The organism is Shinella sp. Sh6 (assembly GCF_055392685.1).
On sequence record NZ_AP044005.1, the window covers coordinates 1,934,307 to 1,953,578 of the forward strand.

Annotated in this window: 19 protein-coding genes; 3 read left to right on the top strand and 16 right to left on the bottom strand. The window is 57.6% G+C overall.

Going from position 1 to position 19,272, the window contains the following annotated elements; translation table 11 throughout:
* Nucleotides 1–188: 188 nt before the first annotated feature.
* From ACZ5TO_RS09470 to tnpA, 4 genes are read right to left on the bottom strand one after another with little or no spacing between them, the layout of a single operon-like run.
* The gene (locus tag ACZ5TO_RS09470; RefSeq protein ID WP_464800366.1) at nucleotides 189–488 is read right to left on the bottom strand and encodes a hypothetical protein; all 300 of its coding nucleotides are present in this window, start codon (nucleotides 486–488) and stop codon (nucleotides 189–191) included.
* Nucleotides 488–2,125, bottom strand: a complete 1,638-nt coding sequence (tnpC, locus tag ACZ5TO_RS09475) for an IS66 family transposase (RefSeq protein ID WP_464797879.1) — start codon at nucleotides 2,123–2,125, stop codon at nucleotides 488–490. The genes ACZ5TO_RS09470 and tnpC overlap by 1 nt, the downstream gene beginning before the upstream one ends.
* A gap of 59 nt (nucleotides 2,126–2,184) precedes the next feature.
* A complete protein-coding gene (tnpB, locus tag ACZ5TO_RS09480; RefSeq protein WP_064334793.1) occupies nucleotides 2,185–2,535 on the bottom strand; it encodes an IS66 family insertion sequence element accessory protein TnpB in 351 nt (116 codons plus the stop codon).
* The gene (gene tnpA / locus ACZ5TO_RS09485; protein ID WP_464797880.1) at nucleotides 2,532–2,903 is read right to left on the bottom strand and encodes an IS66-like element accessory protein TnpA; all 372 of its coding nucleotides are present in this window, start codon (nucleotides 2,901–2,903) and stop codon (nucleotides 2,532–2,534) included. Before tnpA ends, tnpB begins: the two co-directional genes overlap by 4 nt.
* Nucleotides 2,904–3,829: 926 nt before the next feature.
* Between tnpA and ACZ5TO_RS09490 the strand changes: the two genes are divergently transcribed.
* Complete coding sequence (locus tag ACZ5TO_RS09490; protein ID WP_464797881.1) at nucleotides 3,830–5,272, top strand: DNA methyltransferase family protein; 1,443 nt, start codon at nucleotides 3,830–3,832, stop codon at nucleotides 5,270–5,272.
* A gap of 100 nt (nucleotides 5,273–5,372) precedes the next feature.
* On the opposite strand, the gene ACZ5TO_RS09495 is transcribed toward ACZ5TO_RS09490, so the two are convergent.
* The 3 genes from ACZ5TO_RS09495 to ACZ5TO_RS09505 form a co-directional block, all read right to left on the bottom strand.
* Nucleotides 5,373–6,671, bottom strand: a complete 1,299-nt coding sequence (locus tag ACZ5TO_RS09495) for an MFS transporter (protein WP_464797882.1) — start codon at nucleotides 6,669–6,671, stop codon at nucleotides 5,373–5,375.
* A 190-nt stretch (nucleotides 6,672–6,861) separates the two neighbouring features.
* A complete protein-coding gene (locus tag ACZ5TO_RS09500) occupies nucleotides 6,862–7,293 on the bottom strand; it encodes an organic hydroperoxide resistance protein (RefSeq protein WP_464797883.1) in 432 nt (143 codons plus the stop codon).
* 161 nt (nucleotides 7,294–7,454) lie between these two features.
* A complete protein-coding gene (locus ACZ5TO_RS09505; protein WP_464797884.1) occupies nucleotides 7,455–8,264 on the bottom strand; it encodes a substrate binding domain-containing protein in 810 nt (269 codons plus the stop codon).
* A 184-nt stretch (nucleotides 8,265–8,448) separates the two neighbouring features.
* Between ACZ5TO_RS09505 and ACZ5TO_RS09510 the strand changes: the two genes are divergently transcribed.
* Nucleotides 8,449–9,198 carry an SDR family NAD(P)-dependent oxidoreductase gene (locus ACZ5TO_RS09510; protein ID WP_464797885.1) on the top strand — a complete coding sequence of 250 codons (750 nt, stop codon included), beginning with the start codon at nucleotides 8,449–8,451 and terminating at the stop codon, nucleotides 9,196–9,198.
* A gap of 12 nt (nucleotides 9,199–9,210) precedes the next feature.
* Nucleotides 9,211–9,636 carry a nuclear transport factor 2 family protein gene (locus ACZ5TO_RS09515; RefSeq protein ID WP_464797886.1) on the top strand — a complete coding sequence of 142 codons (426 nt, stop codon included), beginning with the start codon at nucleotides 9,211–9,213 and terminating at the stop codon, nucleotides 9,634–9,636.
* Between the two features lie 113 nt (nucleotides 9,637–9,749).
* Here the strand turns inward: ACZ5TO_RS09515 and ACZ5TO_RS09520 are convergent, their stop codons facing one another.
* The 9 genes from ACZ5TO_RS09520 to ACZ5TO_RS09560 all read right to left on the bottom strand — a co-directional run bounded on the left by ACZ5TO_RS09520 (nucleotide 9,750) and on the right by ACZ5TO_RS09560 (nucleotide 19,258).
* Complete coding sequence (locus tag ACZ5TO_RS09520; RefSeq protein ID WP_464797887.1) at nucleotides 9,750–10,781, bottom strand: alpha/beta fold hydrolase; 1,032 nt, start codon at nucleotides 10,779–10,781, stop codon at nucleotides 9,750–9,752.
* A gap of 65 nt (nucleotides 10,782–10,846) precedes the next feature.
* Nucleotides 10,847–11,626, bottom strand: a complete 780-nt coding sequence (locus ACZ5TO_RS09525) for an alpha/beta fold hydrolase (RefSeq protein WP_464797888.1) — start codon at nucleotides 11,624–11,626, stop codon at nucleotides 10,847–10,849.
* 460 nt (nucleotides 11,627–12,086) lie between these two features.
* On the bottom strand, nucleotides 12,087–13,010 hold the full coding sequence (locus ACZ5TO_RS09530) for a LysR substrate-binding domain-containing protein (protein WP_464797889.1): 924 nt from the start codon (nucleotides 13,008–13,010) through the stop codon (nucleotides 12,087–12,089).
* A 90-nt stretch (nucleotides 13,011–13,100) separates the two neighbouring features.
* Nucleotides 13,101–13,817, bottom strand: coding sequence for a nitroreductase (locus ACZ5TO_RS09535; RefSeq protein ID WP_464797890.1), 717 nt, complete (start codon nucleotides 13,815–13,817; stop codon nucleotides 13,101–13,103).
* Nucleotides 13,818–13,940: 123 nt separating this feature from the next.
* Nucleotides 13,941–14,552: a glutathione S-transferase family protein gene (locus ACZ5TO_RS09540; RefSeq protein ID WP_464797891.1), complete on the bottom strand. Its 612-nt coding sequence runs from the start codon at nucleotides 14,550–14,552 to the stop codon at nucleotides 13,941–13,943.
* 104 nt (nucleotides 14,553–14,656) lie between these two features.
* Entirely contained in the window at nucleotides 14,657–15,547 is an 891-nt protein-coding gene (locus tag ACZ5TO_RS09545) for a tryptophan 2,3-dioxygenase (protein ID WP_464797892.1), read from the bottom strand.
* Nucleotides 15,548–15,555: 8 nt separating this feature from the next.
* Entirely contained in the window at nucleotides 15,556–16,941 is a 1,386-nt protein-coding gene (locus ACZ5TO_RS09550) for an amidase (protein ID WP_464797893.1), read from the bottom strand.
* The gene (locus ACZ5TO_RS09555) at nucleotides 16,938–18,056 is read right to left on the bottom strand and encodes an iron-containing alcohol dehydrogenase (RefSeq protein WP_464797894.1); all 1,119 of its coding nucleotides are present in this window, start codon (nucleotides 18,054–18,056) and stop codon (nucleotides 16,938–16,940) included. The genes ACZ5TO_RS09550 and ACZ5TO_RS09555 overlap by 4 nt, the downstream gene beginning before the upstream one ends.
* A 38-nt stretch (nucleotides 18,057–18,094) precedes the next feature.
* Nucleotides 18,095–19,258: a VOC family protein gene (locus ACZ5TO_RS09560; RefSeq protein ID WP_464797895.1), complete on the bottom strand. Its 1,164-nt coding sequence runs from the start codon at nucleotides 19,256–19,258 to the stop codon at nucleotides 18,095–18,097.
* Nucleotides 19,259–19,272: the final 14 nt, after the last annotated feature.

Consider the following 19,272-nt stretch of genomic DNA (forward strand, 5'->3'; position numbering starts at 1 on the left):
ATCACCAGTAATTTAAAACAATATATAGTTGTCTCATGCAAAGGCGGGCTACCTACTTGCCAATGCAGAAAAGGAGACGCGCAGACGCCATGACGATATAAAATTACTTCGAGATTCGAAGCATTCTTCGTCTCTAAATAGTTCGAATTTCGAACTGTTTTGTATCCATCCGGCGAAGGCCGCGGGGTTTATGATTTCGGCTCGTCTGCCATGATGCGTTCGATCCTTGTGGGATCGCATTGCTCGTCCACAAGGAACTGTCGGACACCGCCATCCCAGGTGCGGATATCGGCGAGGAATTCCTTTAGGCTTTCGATGCCCCGGTCGGTGAAGGTCGTGATGCCCTCTTCGCTGCCGTCATAGGCATGGATCATCTCGCCGTAGTCGATGTTGTCTGAGTTGCTGGCAATTTCCTGGACGGGTTCGAGGTTCTCGCCGATCAGCGTGGCGACGTATTCGATCGTGTAGACATGGGTCGGTCGCGCCATCAGGCCGCCCTCTGCCGTGCGCTGCCGGCGGCGGTCCAGTTCCACGGCAACAGTTCCGGCAGGCGTGATACGGACATGTTGGGCATGCGGGCGAGGACATCCGCCAACCAGGCCTGCGGATCGATATCGTTCATCTTTGCGGTGACAATCAGGGAATACATGAATGCGGCACGTTCGCCGCCGCGCTGGGAACCGGCGAATAGCCACGCCTTTCTTCCCAGAGCTATCCCGCGCAGGGCCCGCTCGGCTGCATTGTTCGAAAGGCAAAGCCTGCCGTCGTCAAGGAACCGGGTGAAGGCATCCCAGCGCCCGTCCTTCTCGAACATGTAGTTGATCGCCTTGGCGACGGGATTGTGCTTGGACATCTGGGTGCGCTGCGCCATCAGCCAGTCGTGCAGTTCCTCCACAAGCGGGCGAGCATGTTGTTGGCGTGCTGCGAGCCGGTCCTCGACAGGCAATCCGTTTATGTCGCGTTCGATATCGAAGAGCGCGTCGATGCGGGCCACGGCCTCGAGTGCGACCGGCGATATCTCATGAGCGGGTTTGCCCTTGCGCACGTTGCCGGCGATGTCGGCCAGTTCGAAGAACTTGCGCCGCGCATGACTCCAGCAGAGCGCGCTGATTACCGGTGCAGGGCCGCGGTCCGCACGATAAAGGTCGTTGTAGCCACCATAGGCATCGGCTTGCAGTGTGCCATGCCACCCAGCGAGATGCGTGTTGGGATGGATTTTCTCGCGATCGGGAGAGAAGTGGAAGAGCGCCGCGGGAGGGGCACCGCCGGCGAAGGGGCGGTCATCGCGCACATAAGTCCATAATCGTGCCTGCCGCGTTGCACCTCTGGCCAGCAGCGGCACGGTTGTGTCGTCGCCATGCAGCCGGCTGGCGGCCAGCACATGGGCGCGGATCAGATCATGAATCGGCTGCAGCACCGTCGCGCAGGCTCCGACCTGATCGGCCAGCGTGGAGAGGCTGAGATCGACGCCTTCCCTGGCGTAGCGCTCAGCCTGGCGGTTCAATGGCTGATGTTGGCCGAACTTCTCGAACAGGATCGTCGCCAGCAAGTTCGGTCCCGCCCATCCACGCGGGGTCGCATGGAAAGGTGCCGGTGGCTGGCTGATCTTCTCGCAGTCCCGGCAGGTGAACTTCTCGCGCACCGTCTGGATCACCTTCCACTGGCGCGGAATCGCCTCCAACGTCTCGGTGATGTCTTCGCCCATCTTCACGATCCGGACCGAGCCGCAACAGGCGCAGTGCGCGGGAGCCTCGATGATCACGCGTTCGCGCGGCAAGTGCTCGGGAAACGGCTTACGGGCTGGCCGGCGGCGTTCGAAGGCGGAGACATTTGTGATCTTCGCTGCCACGCGTTCCGCGGCGATCTCGTCCTCGGTGGCGTCGGCCTCGAGTTCTTCGAGCTGCAATTCCATCTGGTCGATCAGCCGGGCGCGCCGTTCCGAACTCTGGCCGTACTGCTCGCGGCGCATTTTGGCGATCTCAAGCTTGAGGTGCCGGATCATCGCTTCGGAGGTCGTCACAACGGCGCGCACCTGCGCGAGATCGGCCTCGGCGGAGGCGGCACGCGCTTCCGATGCTGCAAGCGCGGCGCGTAATCTGGCTATCTCCGAAGCAGCATCATCCATGGCCGAAAGCTACCATGTCACATGCTGAAAGCCCAACAAAAACAGAGGAATGATAGAGATCAGCCTGCCGCTGCAGGCCGTTGCGTCCAGCGGGGATTGCGCCAATCGATCCCTTCCAGGAGATATCCCAACTGCGCCGCCGAGACCGGCACGGCGGAGCCATTCTCGCTGACCGGCCAGATGAACTTGCCCGCCTCAAGGCGCTTTATGTAGAGCGACATGCCGACGCCGTCATGCCACAGGACCTTGATCAGGTCACCCTTGCGGCCTCGGAAGCAGAAGACTTCGCCGCCATGAGGATCGCGGCCAAGACCTTGCTGAACCTTCAGCGCCAGGCTGTTCATACCGCAACGCATATCCGTCACGCCGCCCGCGATCCATACTTTCACCCCGGCCGGAAAGGCGATCATGGCGCGTCCAGAACCGGCAGCAGGCGCGCGAGGATCGTCGGATCAAGCGAGGCCGGAATCGTCAGCCGCCGCCCGTTCGGCAGCCCGATCTCGATCGTCTTGGCGTCTTCAGGCGGTGGCGGTGAGGCCACCTCGCATGATGCGGCCATCGGTGTCGAAATCGTAACTGGCACGAAGCCCGTTGGAGCGGAACCGCTCAGAAGGCCACTACGATATTCCCGACGCCAGCGGGTCAACAATGACCGCGACAGTCCATATCGCCGCGCCGTCACTGAGCCCTGCCGAAAGCCTTGAAGGCTCTCCTCGACGATCCGGACCTTCTCTTCGTCCGACCAATCCCGCCGGCGACCAAGATCATCGGCGGACAAAACCTCAATCGGGGAAATGATTGTAGCGCATGACATAAGCCATGGACTTAACGCCAATCAGCAAGTCAGGGCAGACGGCCTTCGGCGGAGGGATACACTGTTTTCGATGCCACGCGCCGTGAAAAGTTAGTGGACTTCTTTCAAAAGTTAGTGGACTTCCGGATTCGGCCACGGCGTTTTCGCCATAACATCATACAGTTAACGGGGGTTCGAAATTTGGGAATCTATTGAATCCAGAAGGCTCTATATACGCCGTCCGCCGCACGTCGATGCCGAAATAACTTACAATCTTCGCAAGAGACTCTGTAGCTGCGAACAAGCGCGACATCGTCGCCCTTCTCAATGGAAGTTCCATAGTTTCACCTGCTGAGTATCAATGTGGAGGTCTGGGATATAGATGTCTCTCGCCTGCACCGCGGGCTTGCGATTGTCACGCGGACCCGGGCTATCCCAGCACGGCTCTAATCCTGGACGAGCACATTGGCAATGGAAGCTAGATGCGACTAAGTTCAAAAGTTACATATAGCCCCATCTACACCGCCTAACGTCCAATAATCTTCATTATTGGACCCCAGTATTTCCACTCATAATTTATTGCGACGATGGAATTTTTCCCAAGAACGTTTTCATAGGAGCAGCAATAGAATTCCATATAAACCAGTCCATCGCTTACGACGAGCCCGACGCTTTTAGATCATCGGGGCCGCCAACATTGGCCGCGTGTGACTGCCAGTCTGTAGATTTGCGAACGTCATGTTGAGGTAGATGCGTTCGGAACGGGTCCTCTATAAGCAGGTCTTGGACGAGCAAAAGGAAAATTTTCCTTCAGACGTTCGTTGGCTCTTGTCGCGCTCCAACATTTCAGCCCACAATTGACTATCGGCAACTTCAGCTACGACAAGCTCGTCGGGCTGCCCTAATTCCCCATGAAATTTGTCTCTCTGGACGGCGTTCAAGCCGAACCTTTAGGTCAATTCTTTACCCCGGAGCATGTAGCCCAATCCCTCGTCCGCTGGGTTGTCTACGACCCCGGCGATCGTCTGCTCGATCCGTCTTGTGGTGACGGTGCAATAGTCCGACATCATCCGAATTCGAGGGGCATTGAACACGACCCGTTCGCGGCATTGCTTGCTCGGGAGCGAGCACCAACCGCCACAATCGACAACACCGATTTTTTCCAGTGGGCTCTGGACACCAAGGAACGGTTTCCTTGCGCAGCGGGGAACCCGCCTTGTATTCGCTTCCAAAAGTTCAAGGGAAAAACAAAAATTGCCGCCGAGAACATTTGCGCGGCGCAAGGCGTGAAGCTTGGCGGTCTAAGTTCGGCCTGGGCTGCCTTCCTGGTTGTAACAGCCAGTCTCCTTGAGGTCGGAGGGCGAATGGCTTTCGTCGTTCCCGCCGAAATAGGTCACGCCCCCTACGCTAAGCCAATTTTGCAGTATCTTGTCGAGCACTTCCGGACCGTTAACGTTGTCGCCGTACAAAGAAAGCTTTTCCCTAAATTGTCCGAGGATTGCTGGCTTCTCTACTGCGACGGCTTTGGCGAGCGGACAACCCACATCGAGTTCGCCAAACTCAGCAGCTTTGAGCAATGCGATCGTCCGCCACCTTCCGACGAGAGGGTAAGTTGGCGTGACCTTGAAATCAATTGGCAGGGTCGCTTGCGGCCCTTTCTAATATCGCGTCACTGCCGGGCGCTCTACCAGGAATATAGCCTGCGTTCAGGCACGGAGCGTTTCGGGGACTTCGCGAAGATCGGCATTGGTTATATCAGCGGAGACAACGACTTCTTTCACCTGTCCCCAACCTCCGCGCGTTCGTTTGGCATTCCCAGCGAGTATCTGCTTCCGACCGTACGGAGAGGCGAATATCTCCAGACGGACGTAGTAAAAGATGGCACCATCAACGAATGGATGATTAACGACGAGCAATGCCTCCTGCTTAGTCTCTCAGCGGGCCCCGTGCCGGACTCCGTTGTGAAATATCTGGACAGTGACCGCGGTCTTATCGCTCGAGCTCGGTATAAGTGCCGGACCCGCGCAGCTTGGTATTCTGTCCCAGGCGTCATTCGGCCGGATTATTTCCTACAGTATATGTCGGGTGCAGAGGTCCGCCTCGCGCGCAATGAGGCCGGGGCAGTATGTACGAACAGCATTCTCGCGGTGAAAATCATCAATCCGGCTTCCGCGACGTTAAGGTTGCCAAGTTGGGGATCGGATTTCGTAAAGCTGAGCTGCGAGCTGGAAGGCCATCCACTTGGCGGAGGAGAATGCTCAAGCTCGAACCAGGAGAGGCTCGGCGAGTGGTTTTTCCGACTCATCGCTCCACCGAGAACCGGGGTATCATTCAGGAAGCCGTCCGAGCTCTAAGAGAGTGGCGTCACACAAAATGCTAGCCTCTTGCCCAGGTCCTGGCGCAAACAGCTGAGAGTGCGGATCGCAAGGTTCCAGCGATAGCGAAAATCTCGGTTCAAGCCGGAGATATCGCTCCACCGCGCGATGTGTTGTTGGCCTCCAGCCACGGTACCCCTAGCATTCCCACAACCGTTGTCAGCATCATGATGTACGCAGGAACGAGAGCATCCCCAGTCTTCGAAATCAGCATTGTCAGGACGAACTGCAGCGACGCTCCGAATACGCAGACAACCACCGCATAGCTTATCGACAGCCCGGTACTTCTCACGGCAACGGGCAACGCAGCCATCATCGCACCGAAGCTAGCTCCCCCACTTAACATCGACAGGAACGGGAGGGCGGTGCTTAGGAGGATGACACCATAAAGAGACCCCTCTGCGGCCCAGAAAAGCGGATAGACCGTTATCAATAGGATGGCGCGAGATATGTAGATGACAGAGCGCGAACCATGAACATCAGCGAGGACTCCACCCGCCACCGAGCCGATGCAGATGAAGACGCCGACTAGGCATGTTGCCAGAAAGGACATCTGCGCGGGCATTTTGAGGGCGGTGAGAATGTATGTGTTCATGTAGGCGCATACGTAGACGGCAATCGTACCGAAAGCGATCTGGGTTACTATAGCTACCAGGACCTTCGGATACCCCGCCACCAAACCAATCATCTCTTGGGCGATCTTCCGTTTATCGTGACGGTCAGCAGCAGACAGTGTTTCGGGCATCCTCCGGCGGAGGACCAGAGCGATCAGCAACACAGCGGAACCTATTAGAAAGGGAAGCCGCCAGCCCCAATCGACAAGAGATCCCGGGGGCATAAAAGCGCTGAGTGCTAAGCCGAATGCCCCCGCAAACATCGTCGCCAATCCTTGAATGGCCGGTTGCCAGCTAGCGTAGACGCCGCGCCGGTTCAAGGGAGCGAGCTCGTAGACGAGCGCGGTCGAAGGACCGACTTCCCCGCCAAAGGCAAAGCCCTGTGTCAGACGGGCGATCACCACTGCGACCGAAGCGAAAATGCCGATCTGTCCGTAGCTCGGCATCAAGGCTATGATCAGGGTGGCGGCGGCCATCAAGGTCGCGGTCAGTACGAGAGCCGAGCGCCTTCCCCTTCTGTCGGCATAGGCACCAATTATCACACTTCCGAAGGGTCTGGTAATGAACCCGGCACCAAAAACCGCAACAGCGGCAAGCACTTCGAGCTGGGGATTAGAGTTCGGGAAAAACGTACGACCGATCGCGAATGCGTAAATCCCAAATAGCGTTACATCGTAGAATTCGATGCCACTGCAAACAATGGCTGCCACTGCCCCTCGGAAAGAAATGGCTGAACTGTGTTTGTTAGGTTCTGTCGCAGACATCGCCGCCTCCGCTCTCGTAGACTCGATGAACAGAATTCCTGGCGATTTCTCAAGGTAAACCCTCGTTTAGGTTGATTTGGCGAACTTGCCGAATTCCGTATCCCTCCAAATTCTTTGCGCTGACAGCCCTAAACCAAACGGCCGTCACGAGGACGGCCGCGACTCCAAAATGGAGCGTTGCTGGACACGATCAGGTCCGGATGGTGAAGTCGACATCAACGCTTGCTTTGATAGCGTTCGAATAAGGGCAGATCCCATGCGTGACCTCGACAAGATGCTTGGCGTCTGGTTCGCTCATACCGGGGAGATAAACGTCAAGCGCTGCCGTGATACCGAAACCTCCTTCAGAGCGTGGACCAATTCCAATGGTGGCGGAGACCGTCGAGCCCTCGGGAACCTTTGACTTCAGCTGCGATGCGCCAACCCGCAATGCGCCAAGGAAGCAGGCGGAGTAACCGAGTGCGAAGAGCTTTTCTGGGTTCGCGCCGTCTCCGCCCGATCCGCCAAGCTCTCTCGGAACGACAAGCTGCAGTTCGAGCGTACCGTCGGCGAGCGCGGTTTTACCGTCGCGCCCTCCTCCGGTTGCTGTCGCTCTGGTCTTATATTTTGCCTGGACTGACATGTTCTCTCCTTTCGCCGACAAGACGCGGTGAAGAACAATCCATTGGCCCGGGGCTGTCGAGGGAAACCTAGGTATACCTGTGCCACGTGAATGGCGGATTGTTGGTTCTCAGCTTCCCAAGGAGGAGAGGACCGTCTCCGAGATCACCCGTAACGTACGCATCATTGAGGGGAGATGTTATTGATTTCGTTGGCAATGAAATCGCACATTGCCCGCACCCTTAGCGGTACGGAACGACGAAACCCGTGCAACGCGTTGAGCGGAAGGGAGGGCAGCTCCAGCTCGGGAAGCAGCTGCACCAGACGGCCAGCTTCAATATCGTTCGCCACCACGAACTTCATGAGATGTGCGACGCCTATACCATGCAAGGCGGCAGCCTGCAGGCCAAATCCGGAATCACACTCAATCGGACCGCCCGGTGCAATCCTGCTACCGTTCGAGAACAGGACTTCGAATGGTCGGCCCGGGACGTAGTATTTTGCAAAGGGCAACTTAGCTAGGTCTTCGATGTTCACCGGATTGCCATAACGCTCCAAAAGCGATGGAGCCGCGACGAGCACCATCTCCATCTTGGATAACTTTCTTGCGATCAGTTCGCTCTCGGCGACACGGCCGACGCGAAATACGACATCGTAGTCTTCGCGGATAACGTCCACGAACCTATCTGTTACTCCGACGACGATGCTCAGGTCGGGATGACTCGCGGCGAAGTCTTTCAGCAAGGCGTCCATCACGACGCGTGCAACCTCGCTTGGAAGACTGATTTTGAGTCTACCGGAAAGCCCGGTTTGTCCCCCAACAATATCACCCGCGGCTTGCAGCTCCCTCAGCAGCGGTGCCACGCGATCGAAAAACAGCTGCCCGTCGGAGGTAAGCACGAGAGCACGCGTCGAACGCAAGAATAGACGCACGCCGAGGACCCTTTCAATGCGAGCGACGCTCTTCGAAATTGCCGAGGGTGTCGTCGCCATATGTCTTGCCGCGGCGCTGAAAGACCCAGTTTCCACTGTCCTGACGAAGGCAATCAGGTTGGCTGCTTCGGTGAGTAAGTTAGTCATTTGAGCCTGGGAGGACGAGATCCTGTGCCAATTGGAGTTCTAATGAGGGTCGGGCATGCAGCTTACTTACCGTGCATTACAACGGAGTAAGAAGGCAATGCAGAAGCTGAAAAACAAGGTTGCGGTCATCACGGGCGGGAACAGCGGCATAGGCAAAGCTACCGCCGCCATGTTCGCCAGAGAAGGAGCCCAGGTTGTCATCACGGCACGAAGGCAGGATGTCCTGGAAAATGCGGTTCAGGAGATTGGACATGGCGCGCTTGGCATTCAAGGTGACGTGGCTGATCTGGAACATCATGCGGCGGTGGCGTCGAAAGTTCGAGAGCTTTTCGGAGCGGTTGACATCTACATCGCGAACGCGGGGATCATCAACCTTACGACGTCCGATAAAGTAACACCGGATGAATACGACAATCATTTCGCGGTGAATACCCGCGGAGTGTTTTTCGGGGTCCAAGAAATCCTTCCCGTTATGAGGGACGGCGGCAGTATTGTGATTACGAGTTCGCTTGCCGCCTCGAAAATTCTGCCCAATCACACTCTGTATGCCGGGACAAAAGCCGCGATAGCTGCGTTCGCCCGCAACTGGGCATTGGAGCTGAGAGACCGGAAGATCCGTGTGAACATTCTGAGCCCGGGACCAACAGACACAGCAATCCTCAGCAAGTTGGGTATCTCCGACGCAGACCGGCCCTCCCTTGAGGCGGAGCTAGCACGCACCATTCCTGCAGGTCGGCTCGGGACGCCCGAAGAACTAGCAAACGCCGCCTTCTTCCTTGCTTCTGACGCGGGAAGTTTCGTCAACGGAATTGAGCTGAACGTCGACGGCGGCATGTCTATCACGTGAAAGGATGAGAAGATGAGCAAATTGAACCAGGAAATAGTAGAGTTCATTCATCGGCTCGCGGACACGGGCAGCCACTATCGAATGGACGAGATGGACGATCTTTACACCGATGATCTCGGCTTTCTCGTTCTGACCGCTGAGGGTGAGGTGGTGCGCTTCTCGAAGTCCGAGATGTTCGCCGAATTCCGTTCCCGCCGAGACGCTGGAGAGGAACCACTGTCGACAGAAAAGCGTATCCTCCACATTGAGGAGCAAGGTAACCAAGCAACTGCGCTTCTCTACAGGAGAATGAGCCAACATGCAGATGCTGCCCTCTATGAATTGCGTCTCGTGAAGAAGGACAACGGATGGAAAGTCGCGGGAGAAACGGTTCTCCCGTGGCCCGACCTTTCTTCAGCAAAAGGCTTCCTTCCGCCTAGAGCGCAACCACAACGTTGATCGGTGCAAGGTCGCGCGACAGCAGGGTCACCCTGGGCCCGCTGTTGCGTCGCCCCTGCGGAACGCGCACCTCCATTCCGAAGCCGCAGCTAAAACCAGGGATCCACACAGCGTCAGGTTAGTGAGGCGACTTCCAGCACGGCGTCTGCGAAGGCCAGTGGCGCTTCCTGGGGCAGGTTATGCCCAACGCCTTTCACGACCCGATGAACTCTTTTAGCAGAGAACTTGTTCGCGGAGGCGGTTCCGTCGGTAGCGGCCACGACCCCGTCGGAATCACCGTCGAGGGTAACAGTCGGCACGGTGATGACAGGTTGTTGGGCAAGTCGCCGTTCCAGTTCCGCATACTCTGGGTAGCCCGAAGCGCCACCCAGACGATGACGGTAGGAATGGATCACCACATCAACGTAGTCCGGGTTCTCGAAGGACGCCGCACTTCGCTCAAAGGTTGGCTTGTCGAAGCGCCAGGTAGGGGAATTGTCATGCCACATGATCTCGGCAATTTCTTTTCTATGCGCCTCCAGCCCCGCCCTGCCCCGCTCAGTCTGGAAGTAGAACTGATACCAGAATCCGCGCTCCACCCCGGCAGGAGCGGGCTGCGCCGACTTCGCGATGTCCTGGATCAAATAGCCGTTGACGGAAACGAGGCCTGAGCATCGGTCAGGCCATAGAGCCGCGGCAACGCACGCTGCCCTTCCGCCCCAGTCGTACCCGGCGAATACCGCCTTCTTGATCTTCAGGGCATCTACCAAGTCCAAGAGGTCTCGTCCTATAGCGGCTTGTTGCCCCGCGCGCGGAATATCTGCGTCAAGGAACCTGGTGTTACCATGCCCCCTCAGGTGCGGTACGATAACGCGGAGGCCTTTGGATGCCAAAAGTGGCGCAACCTCGCGATAGCTCTGGATGTCGTATGGGAAGCCATGCAGGAGGATGGCTGTTGGTCCGTCTGAAGGACCGATTTCATAGTATCCCACTTCCAGGACACCTGCTTTCACCTGTTTCGAGGCCCCGAGGGTGTTTGTCTTCATGTCGTTACCTTCGGCCGCTACAGCGGCTCTCGATAAGGGGAGTGGCAGAGAGGCGGCTGCGGCACCAGCCACGCCAGCAAGCACCAAGCTTCGGCGGCTTATCGTGCTGTCGTTGAACATTCTTCTGCTCCTTACATTGCCATTCAGGTGCGACGCTAAGCTCATGAGCCCACGCACCGGCGAACTCAATCTCGGCGAGCCGCGTCCTCGATCAGACGGGTAACCGTGGTGGGGTTGGAGACCATTACGACATGCGAGCCGCCTTTCACCACGACGGTGCCCTTGGAACCTGCTCGTTCCGCCATCCAACCTAACGCCTTTGGGGGAATGTTCTTGTCGGCGTCGCCGTACACGAACCAGGAAGGAATTGATTTCCACGCCGCGCTCACCGACGGTTCAGAAAGGGCCGCCTCAGTTATAGGGCGCTGGGCTGCAGCCATCAGGTCGGCCTGGGCATTGGATACATCAGCGGCGAACTGCTCGTGGAACCTAGACTGTTCAATGTATAGGTCTTTTTGGCCTCCTTCCAGAACGACTGGCTTGGCCAACGCCGAGCCTAAGGTACTGCCGGGAAACTTGCCCGACAGCTCAGCCGCCGTTTCACCGCGTTCCGGAGCGAAAGCCGCCACGAAAACCAAAGCTTTGACATTGCTCTTGGGAACCGCCGCGTCATTGATGACGGAGCCGCCATACGAGTGCCCGACCAGAACAACCGGACCTTCAATCCCGGCGACGACCCGCCGGACATAGTCGGCGTCGAATTTGACGCTACGGAGAGGGTTTGCCACGGCCACCACGGGAAAGCCGTCCTTCTCTAGCTCGCTGATGACACCATTCCAGCTCGAAGCGTCAGCGAAGGCCCCGTGCACAAGCACGACAGTGGGCTTTGCGTCAGCAGCGAGGACAGAACCTGCCGTTGCGCTAAGGAACGCGGCAAAGAGACTCGCCTTAATTACCTTCATCATTTTCGCATCCTTCCATTTTCAGGCGCTATCAACTTTCCAGCCGACGCCTGGGCAACCTTGCGGTCATCAGTGTGATCTTTCGTGCGCGGCAGGATTTGAGCATGCTGCTGCTCGTGCCAGCTTCTGTGATCACGGACAATTCGTCTGGTAACGCCTTGCAATTTAAGCATCTGCTGCTGCCGGGGCAGCTATACGGTGGTTTGGTCCGTGCTAGTTGCAGGCATGCGAAAATGTTGAGCGTGATGCTAAGGGTTCCCGGTCACAGCCTCTGTCAGACTTGCCAGCAAAGGTGGAGAGAGGCGTCACCGTCCGGCCGTCCCGAACGTTTCCAATGGATCGGAGCGTCCGTATCGACACCTCCGCGGCCCTGCTTCGACAACAATAAATTGCCAACCTGGATTGCCTGAATGCCGTCAAGAGACTTCGCAACAACGGCTCAGCGCGCAGGGACGCTAGCTTGCTACCATCGGACGGCGTCTTCCGAGAACTCCGTGATCTTCGGTATCTCGGCCGCCAGGAAGTCCACCAGAGCGCGCACGGCAGGCGGAAGTCCTTCTCTGTGCGGCATCACCGCGGACATTCGGGCGTCCGCCGTGATCCAGCCCGGCAAGAGCTGAACTAGCCTGCGGTCGGCCAGTTCGTCCTTACATATATAGCCCGGTAGCGCCGCGATCCCGAGATCGGCACAGGCCGCTTCCTTCAGCGCCACCATGTTGTTGCTGAGAAATCTCGGATCAACGGCGATCTCGAGCATGGTGCCGTCACCGTTCTGCAATTTCCAAACACCAGTGGTTCGGCCGACCATCGAGATCGTCTCATGTCGGACCAGATCCTCGGGCGCGATCGGGGTACCCTTGTCTTTCAGATACCCGGGACTGGCGAAGAGACACCATGGCACTTTCGCGATCGCGCGCTGTACCAATCCGGAATCCTGTAGTGGCGTCACATGCCCTCGTAGGGCGAGATCGAAACCTTCACCGACAATATCTATCAACCGATCGGTCGTGATCTCTACAATCCGCACCTTAGGATACTTGTTGAGGAAGGTTGGAAGGAGGTGCTTTAGGGCAAACTGCGCGATCTCGACCGCAGTAGTTATGCGAATTGTCCCGCTGGGTTCAGACACCCGCTGGCGCACGGCCTGTTCCGCCAGATCGGCTTCACGGAGGACCTGCGTTGCGTAACGGTAAAACTCGGTGCCGACTTCAGTCATGCCGAACTGTCGCGACGTCCGGTTAAGGAGACGAACGCCAAGATTCACTTCGAGTTCACGCATGCGATGGCTTAGTGTGGACTTCGGCAACCGGAGAAAATTTCCGGCCGCCGTGAACCCGCCTCGATCCACGATTTGAACAAAATAGTAGATGTCACGTAAGTCGAGCATCAAGACTCCTGCCAGACGCCAATCTTGCAGGTCTCGCGATCGTTCGCAATCCTTGCGGCAGCCTGCAGGACGGTGCGATTGACCGCGCCCTTATTGAACGAAGTCTGCGACTTCTTCCAGCGGAAGCTTTTCTATGGCCATATTGTTCTCGGCCCGGCTATTGTCGGCGTACCCGAGAGACATGCCTGCGACCACCATGTCAGTGTCGGGAATCCTAAGTTCTTCCTTCAGCAAAGGATGCTGGAGAGACCAGATCTGCTGCGCGCACGTGTCGAGACCTCGTGCCTTGGCGGCCAGCATGATGTTCTGCAGGAAACAGCCATAGCAGATAAAGCTTGCCCACTCCAGCCGACGGTCCATGGTGAAGATTAGGCCGACGGGAGCGTTAAAGAAGCGAAACTGGCGCTCGACGTCCTTTGCGCGCCCATACCGATCGCTACGGGGTACCCCCACGGCGTCGCCCAGCTGCCCACGGAACGTGTTGAACCTGCTCAAGTATGGTTCGTGTAGCGGCTGGGGGAAAAACGGGTACTCCGGCGCTAATTTCTCCGGTCCAGCACGAAATATCTCTACCGCTTTCTCCGTTATCCTATCCCTTGATGGGCCCATGAGAACATAGCAGCGCCAAGGCTGCGTGTTGCTGGAGCTGGGTGCGTACCGAGCGATCGATAGTATCTCCCGAACGACGTCCACCGATACGGCCCTGTCGAGGAAACCTCGTTTAGCCGTGCGGTCTTTCATTACCCGGTCCACGAAGTACGCAGCGGAGGCCTGATCGGTTTCTGTATGCTGGATCGTTGCGTTCATTCTCATTCCCCTTCTTGTGCTCTTACGGCACCACGAGAGTACGAGAACCAGCCTCGATGAAAAGGCGCAACGATTGCACGCATCGTCCAATATCGCGAACGCCGACATTATCGGAGGTCGGCTCTACGTCTGCACATCCTGCAGCAGGTCGATCCATCCTGGTTGGTTCCTCACGGAGCTGAGCCAACGGGCAATGTTCTGGAATGGCCGCATATCAAATCCACCTTCGTGGGCCAGCGACACATAGGGAAAAACCGCCAAATCGGCTAAGGAGTAGTTTTCTCCGACGAGCCAGTGGCGACCCTCTAGACAGCGGTCGAGTTTTTCCAGAGCCGCGGTGCCCTCCGTCAGCATCCGCGCCATGTCATCGACTTTTGCTTCGGCCAGTCCCCTGATGCGGTACATCCGCGAAAGGGCAAGGGGTTTCTGGAGATCGGCCTGCTCGAAAAACATCCAGCTATGAACGTCAGCCCGCTGCAGACGATCGTCGGGAAGCAACGGAGACCCTTCCGCTAGGTAGAGCAAGATTGCTGCAGACTCGACGATGGTGGTCCCATCATCGAGTTCCAGCACCGGAATTCGTGAGAATCGGCTCTTCTGGACGAATGAAGGCTCCCTGGTATCGCCGCGTTCGAGATCGAGCGTCACCCGTTGGAACGGCGTCCCCAGGTAGCTTAAAAGAAGCCTGACCTTCCATGAATTACCAGACAGGCGGCTGTCATATAGTCGTAGCATCGAATGGATCCGTCACATGAAGATCCATTGATAACGTCTTCCCCGGCCCTTGGCTATCACTTCGCAAGGGCTGAAGACCGGCGGCCCCAAGCCGCTTGTTGCAATCATCTATGATGAGGACATGCCAACGGAGTCTGTCCGGACTGAGGATCACCAATCGAGGTTCTTGCGCTCCAAAGCTCGGGGAACGGCAGTTCTTCCAGCGTTGGTGTCAGCCACGCGATGCCTTCGCTTCCGAAATACGCCATTCGCTTGCCGAATGTCCGACGCGTAGCCATCAGGTGATGGTATTTCCAGTTGGTGAACTCTTCGGCGACATCCGCGAGGATCTCACCGAGATCCTTCAGGTCCTGGTCGCACGAAGCATATACTGCTTTCCATGCCTCCTCCACTTCGGGGGAACAGGTCGAAGGCGAAGCAGGGTTCCTGGTGAGGACTTCGGCGGGAATAGCGAAGCCACGCCGTGCGAGGTAGGCGATGACGTCATCGTAGAGGCTGGGCTCCGCCAGAACCTTCTCAAGCTGCCTCATGCGATGAGGCTGCGGCTCGAAATGTCTCAGATGCTCCGGTTGCTTGATGCCCATCAGGTAAACCATATGCCGGTAGGTCCAACCTTGAAGAGCCGTGTCTTGACCGTGTTTCTGCACAACCTTTGAAAGCATTGACAGGAGGTCGGCTGGAGTCATCCAGGCAATTGACTTCCAAGTCGCATTGAGCGGGGCATGATGCCCCACGACCCGCCGTAGGGTGCGGACAGCTTCACGGACGTTGTTCTGGCGAAGCTGCTGCTGCGCTATCTCCATCTCCCTAATGATCAACATCCAACACAGCTCGGAGATGTGGACGGTGACGATAAACCCGTATTCCCCCGGATGATCACCCACCGTCTGCTGAAGGGAATGCAACTCGTCCACCTTTAGCCATGCGCTATAGGGGGTATGCCCTTCAGGTGTGCCTTCGGGCCAGTTCCTGCTCTCGAGGTGATTGATCATCATTGGTCCTCCTAGTGGTCTGATGTTCTTGCCTGGCAGAGTAACTTTTCCACTGCGGCCGCGACCCGCAAAAGGCGGCCATCGGAGCCCGGACGCCCCACAATCTGCAGACCTGCGGGCATGGATAGCGCGGGATGCGGCATCGGGATGCTGACGGCCGGACACCCGGAGAGATTGAAAGCGCAGGTGTATGCCATAAGCGCTTCCCGCACAGAACCATTCCACCATTCGATGGACACGCCAGCTGTGCCTCTTTTGGGAGCAATGCATGGGGTGGTTGGAAGCAAAAGGAATTCTGCGTCCTGAAAGAGACCGAACAAGCGAGCGTTAAGTTTCCTCCGGCGCTCCTGTACCGCCGCATACGAGGAGAGTGTTAAGCCTTCTGCGGCCGCTACTCTGTCAGCCGTCTCCTTCGAGCAGTAACGCCGCAGGAAATCCACCCCGTGTCGCATTAGATGTACTGCTGAAGCTTCGAACCGCACCGTTGACGCAAAAATTTCATAGGCTTCAGAAGTGACAGCTCCGCCGCGAGCGGGAAGCAGTTCGTAGCGGCTACTCACCTTGTCCAAGGCTGCCTGAAAGGCCAATACAACTGCACGCTCCGCTGGCACGGCCGCGTCCTCGTGAGCCGAAGCGAAGGAAGGGCTGGCATCTGCGAGAAGCCCGGAGAGGTCAATACCGCATGCCTCCGCGATGATGCTCACGTCCTCAACCGTAACACCAAGGATGCCGACGTGGTCAAGTGATGGGGAAAGCGGAAAGACACCTTCCACGGGGACGGCTCCGTAACTGGGCTTGTAGCCGACGGTGCCGCAGAGCGAAGCTGGAATCCGAACAGAGCCTCCCGTATCCGTTCCAAGTCCTACCCGAACCGCTCCGGCTGCGATAGCCGCGGCCGCGCCTCCGCTTGAGCCGCCAGGTGTACGAGACCCGTCGAAAGGATTAAGGGTGTCGCCCAGCGCCGCGCTCTCCGTCGTCACGCCCCACGCGAATTCATGTGTTGTCGTCTTTCCGACCACGACTGCGCCTTCGCGCCGGAGGCGCTCAACGACAGCCGCATCACGAGACGGGACGTAACCAAGATAGGCAGCCGAGCCGTACCCCGTTTCCATTCCTCGCGTGTCGATCATATCCTTCACGGCTATAGGAAGTCCCTCCAAGGGTCTCTGCCGTCCGGAGCGGAGCCGCGCGTCCGAGGCGTCGGCCTCATCGAGTGCGGTGTTGGAGAGGGTCGAGAAGGCATTGATCTTCCCGTTGCATGATCGAATGCGCTCGAACGCCATTTCTGCGGCGCAACGTGCGGTGAGCATTCCTTCCCGTAGCGAAAGCAGCAGTTCACTAACGGATCGATCCGCAGGAAGAAGGCCATCCGAACCGTTGTTTTCGACAGCGCTCACCACATCGCCTCCAAGAGCGGCAGCAGCTTCTCCTCTGCCCCGGGACCGAGGTCACGGACCTCGTCAGGGTAGTTTTCCTGCAGAAGAGACGCGACATCGGGCAGTGCCTCTCTCGCTAGCCTAAGGTCGCTGAGGGTGGAAGGCAGGCCTAAATGTTTCACCGTCTGGGCTATAACCCGGGCCAAATACTCTGCCGGGGCAGCTGCGTTCTCTTCCGGCGCGAATGGGCGCAGTTTGCTTCCATAGAACGCTGACGTAGCGGACATGACCGGCGCAAGGGTGACACAGGAGGTCATGCTATGGGGCAACTCGAAAGTCCCGCCAAGTATGTGGCCGATGCGATGGCTAAGGCCGTAGACAACCGACGCGGGGTAGAAATAGCAGTGCCACGCGCTGAGCTGGAGCGCGAGAATATCTTCTAGCGTCACCAGTCCCTTCGCTAACGCGTCTTCCGTTTCCAGCTGCTCCGGCCAATTCCCCAGAACAGACAGGAACCTGCGAACCCCTTGAGCCGCCAGGATCGCATGCGGATGCTCCGTTCCCACTTTCCTCATTCCCTCAAGTGCGTGGTCCATCCCTTTGATGGCGGACGAGAGAAGGAGTGGTCTGGGCGTTCTCCGCATCAGGTCGGGGTCAATGATGACGTGTCGAGGCGTCGTGTCCCGCACAGCGTAACTGCGCTTGAACCTAGTCCCTCCACTCGTCTCAGTTATCCCGAAGTAGTGAGAGAATTCCGATCCTGATAGGGTGGTGGGAAGAGCAACGATAGGGAGAAAGCTTCCCGTTTCCAGGTGGTGCGCGTGCGAGACGGCCTTGGCGGCGTCTAGCACGGATCCTCCGCCGCAAGCGACTATCAGACCCGCTCCTGCAGATTTTGCAGCTCCCAGCGCAGCCTCAACGGCGAAATCGGGAACATGCGGAGGGAAATCCAGATACCTTGAAAATGTCTGCCCAAGGCCAGGCGCGACAGTTTCCTCCAGTACGTCTACTAATTCCGGGATGCTGAATAGTATCGGTTTCTGCGTGAATTGTTCTCTGACCTGGCGCAACGCGGGCGCAACTACATCCTTTCCCCAGATCACCGATGACTGGGGAAGGAAACGGATCTCGCTCATCTGGGCTCTCCCCTGCTTAGTGAACCAAATCGCTTGGCTTAGGCTTGGACTGGCACTGGAGCTGGGCGGAACGCTATATGGCGTTCAATAGCGGTGCGATCGGCCTCCCGGTCTTCAGGCAGGCACAATTTCCTGCCCAACTGGCCCGGCTCCTCATCAATGGCAAACTCGCTCGGGGTCGACAGCGCGCAAATGTGGCCATCCGGATCACGGAAGTAAAATTGCTGCGCGTAGGGAGTTGCCTGAATTTGGGAGACGTTTACGCCGAGACGGGACAGTCTTTCGTGCTGGTCCGCAAGTGCAGCGTCATTTTCGACATTTAGCGAGAAGTGGTGAGCCAATCCGGTACCCAGCCTCCCCGGCTTATAGCCCGGTAGGCCAAAGAAAGTCAGCACTGAGCCCGGCGAGAGGTCGTCGTCGCAGCCATAGTAGAAGTGAGTGCCGCCCTTCTCATCGAGATAATCTGTCTTCTTGATCAAGTGCAGCCCGACCGTCTCAACGAAGAACTTCTCGGTCCGCTCAGCGTTGCTGGAAACTGAGGTGATGTGATGGAAGCCGCGGAGCGCGAAGTGCGGAGTGATCGTCTCCACAGGCTCGGGCCAGGTTTCTGACGCCACCGAGAGTTCGTCGCGTCCCCCGATGAGGTTCTCCTTCGGTTGCGGGCGAAATCCCGAGCCCAAAACGGCCTCGTCGTGGCCAAAGCCGGGCTCGCTGGTAGCGATTTCGATGATCGCTCCGTCCGGGTCGCGGAGGTAGATGGCGTGGAAATAGTGGCGGTTGTAGGGTCCAGTTACGTGAACCCCGTGATCAGTGAGGCGGCGCTTCCACTTGAGAAGTCCGTTTCGGTCGGGGACATGCAGCGCTAGATGGTGGTTGGTACCAGCGCCCCAGCGACCCCTCGGATCCCCGGCCCGGGGAGAGGACACGCCATCAGCAGCTTGCTGAGGATCGACGAAACCGGCTTCAGGCATCATGTAGAAGATGGGGTTCCATTCAATGTAGGTGATCGTCTCGTGCCGCTTTTTTTCGCCAGGATGTTCAGCGAAGCCGAACGTGATAACGGGCAAGCGGCTGTCAAGATTGTGGACCGTTCTCTTGACGACTGGCAGACCGAGCAATTGGGAAAAGAAGTGCTCGGTACGGCGGATATTCGCGGACACGAAGGTCTGGCTGTTAACGCCTTTGATGATCATCTCATTCATTGTTCCACCTCTTT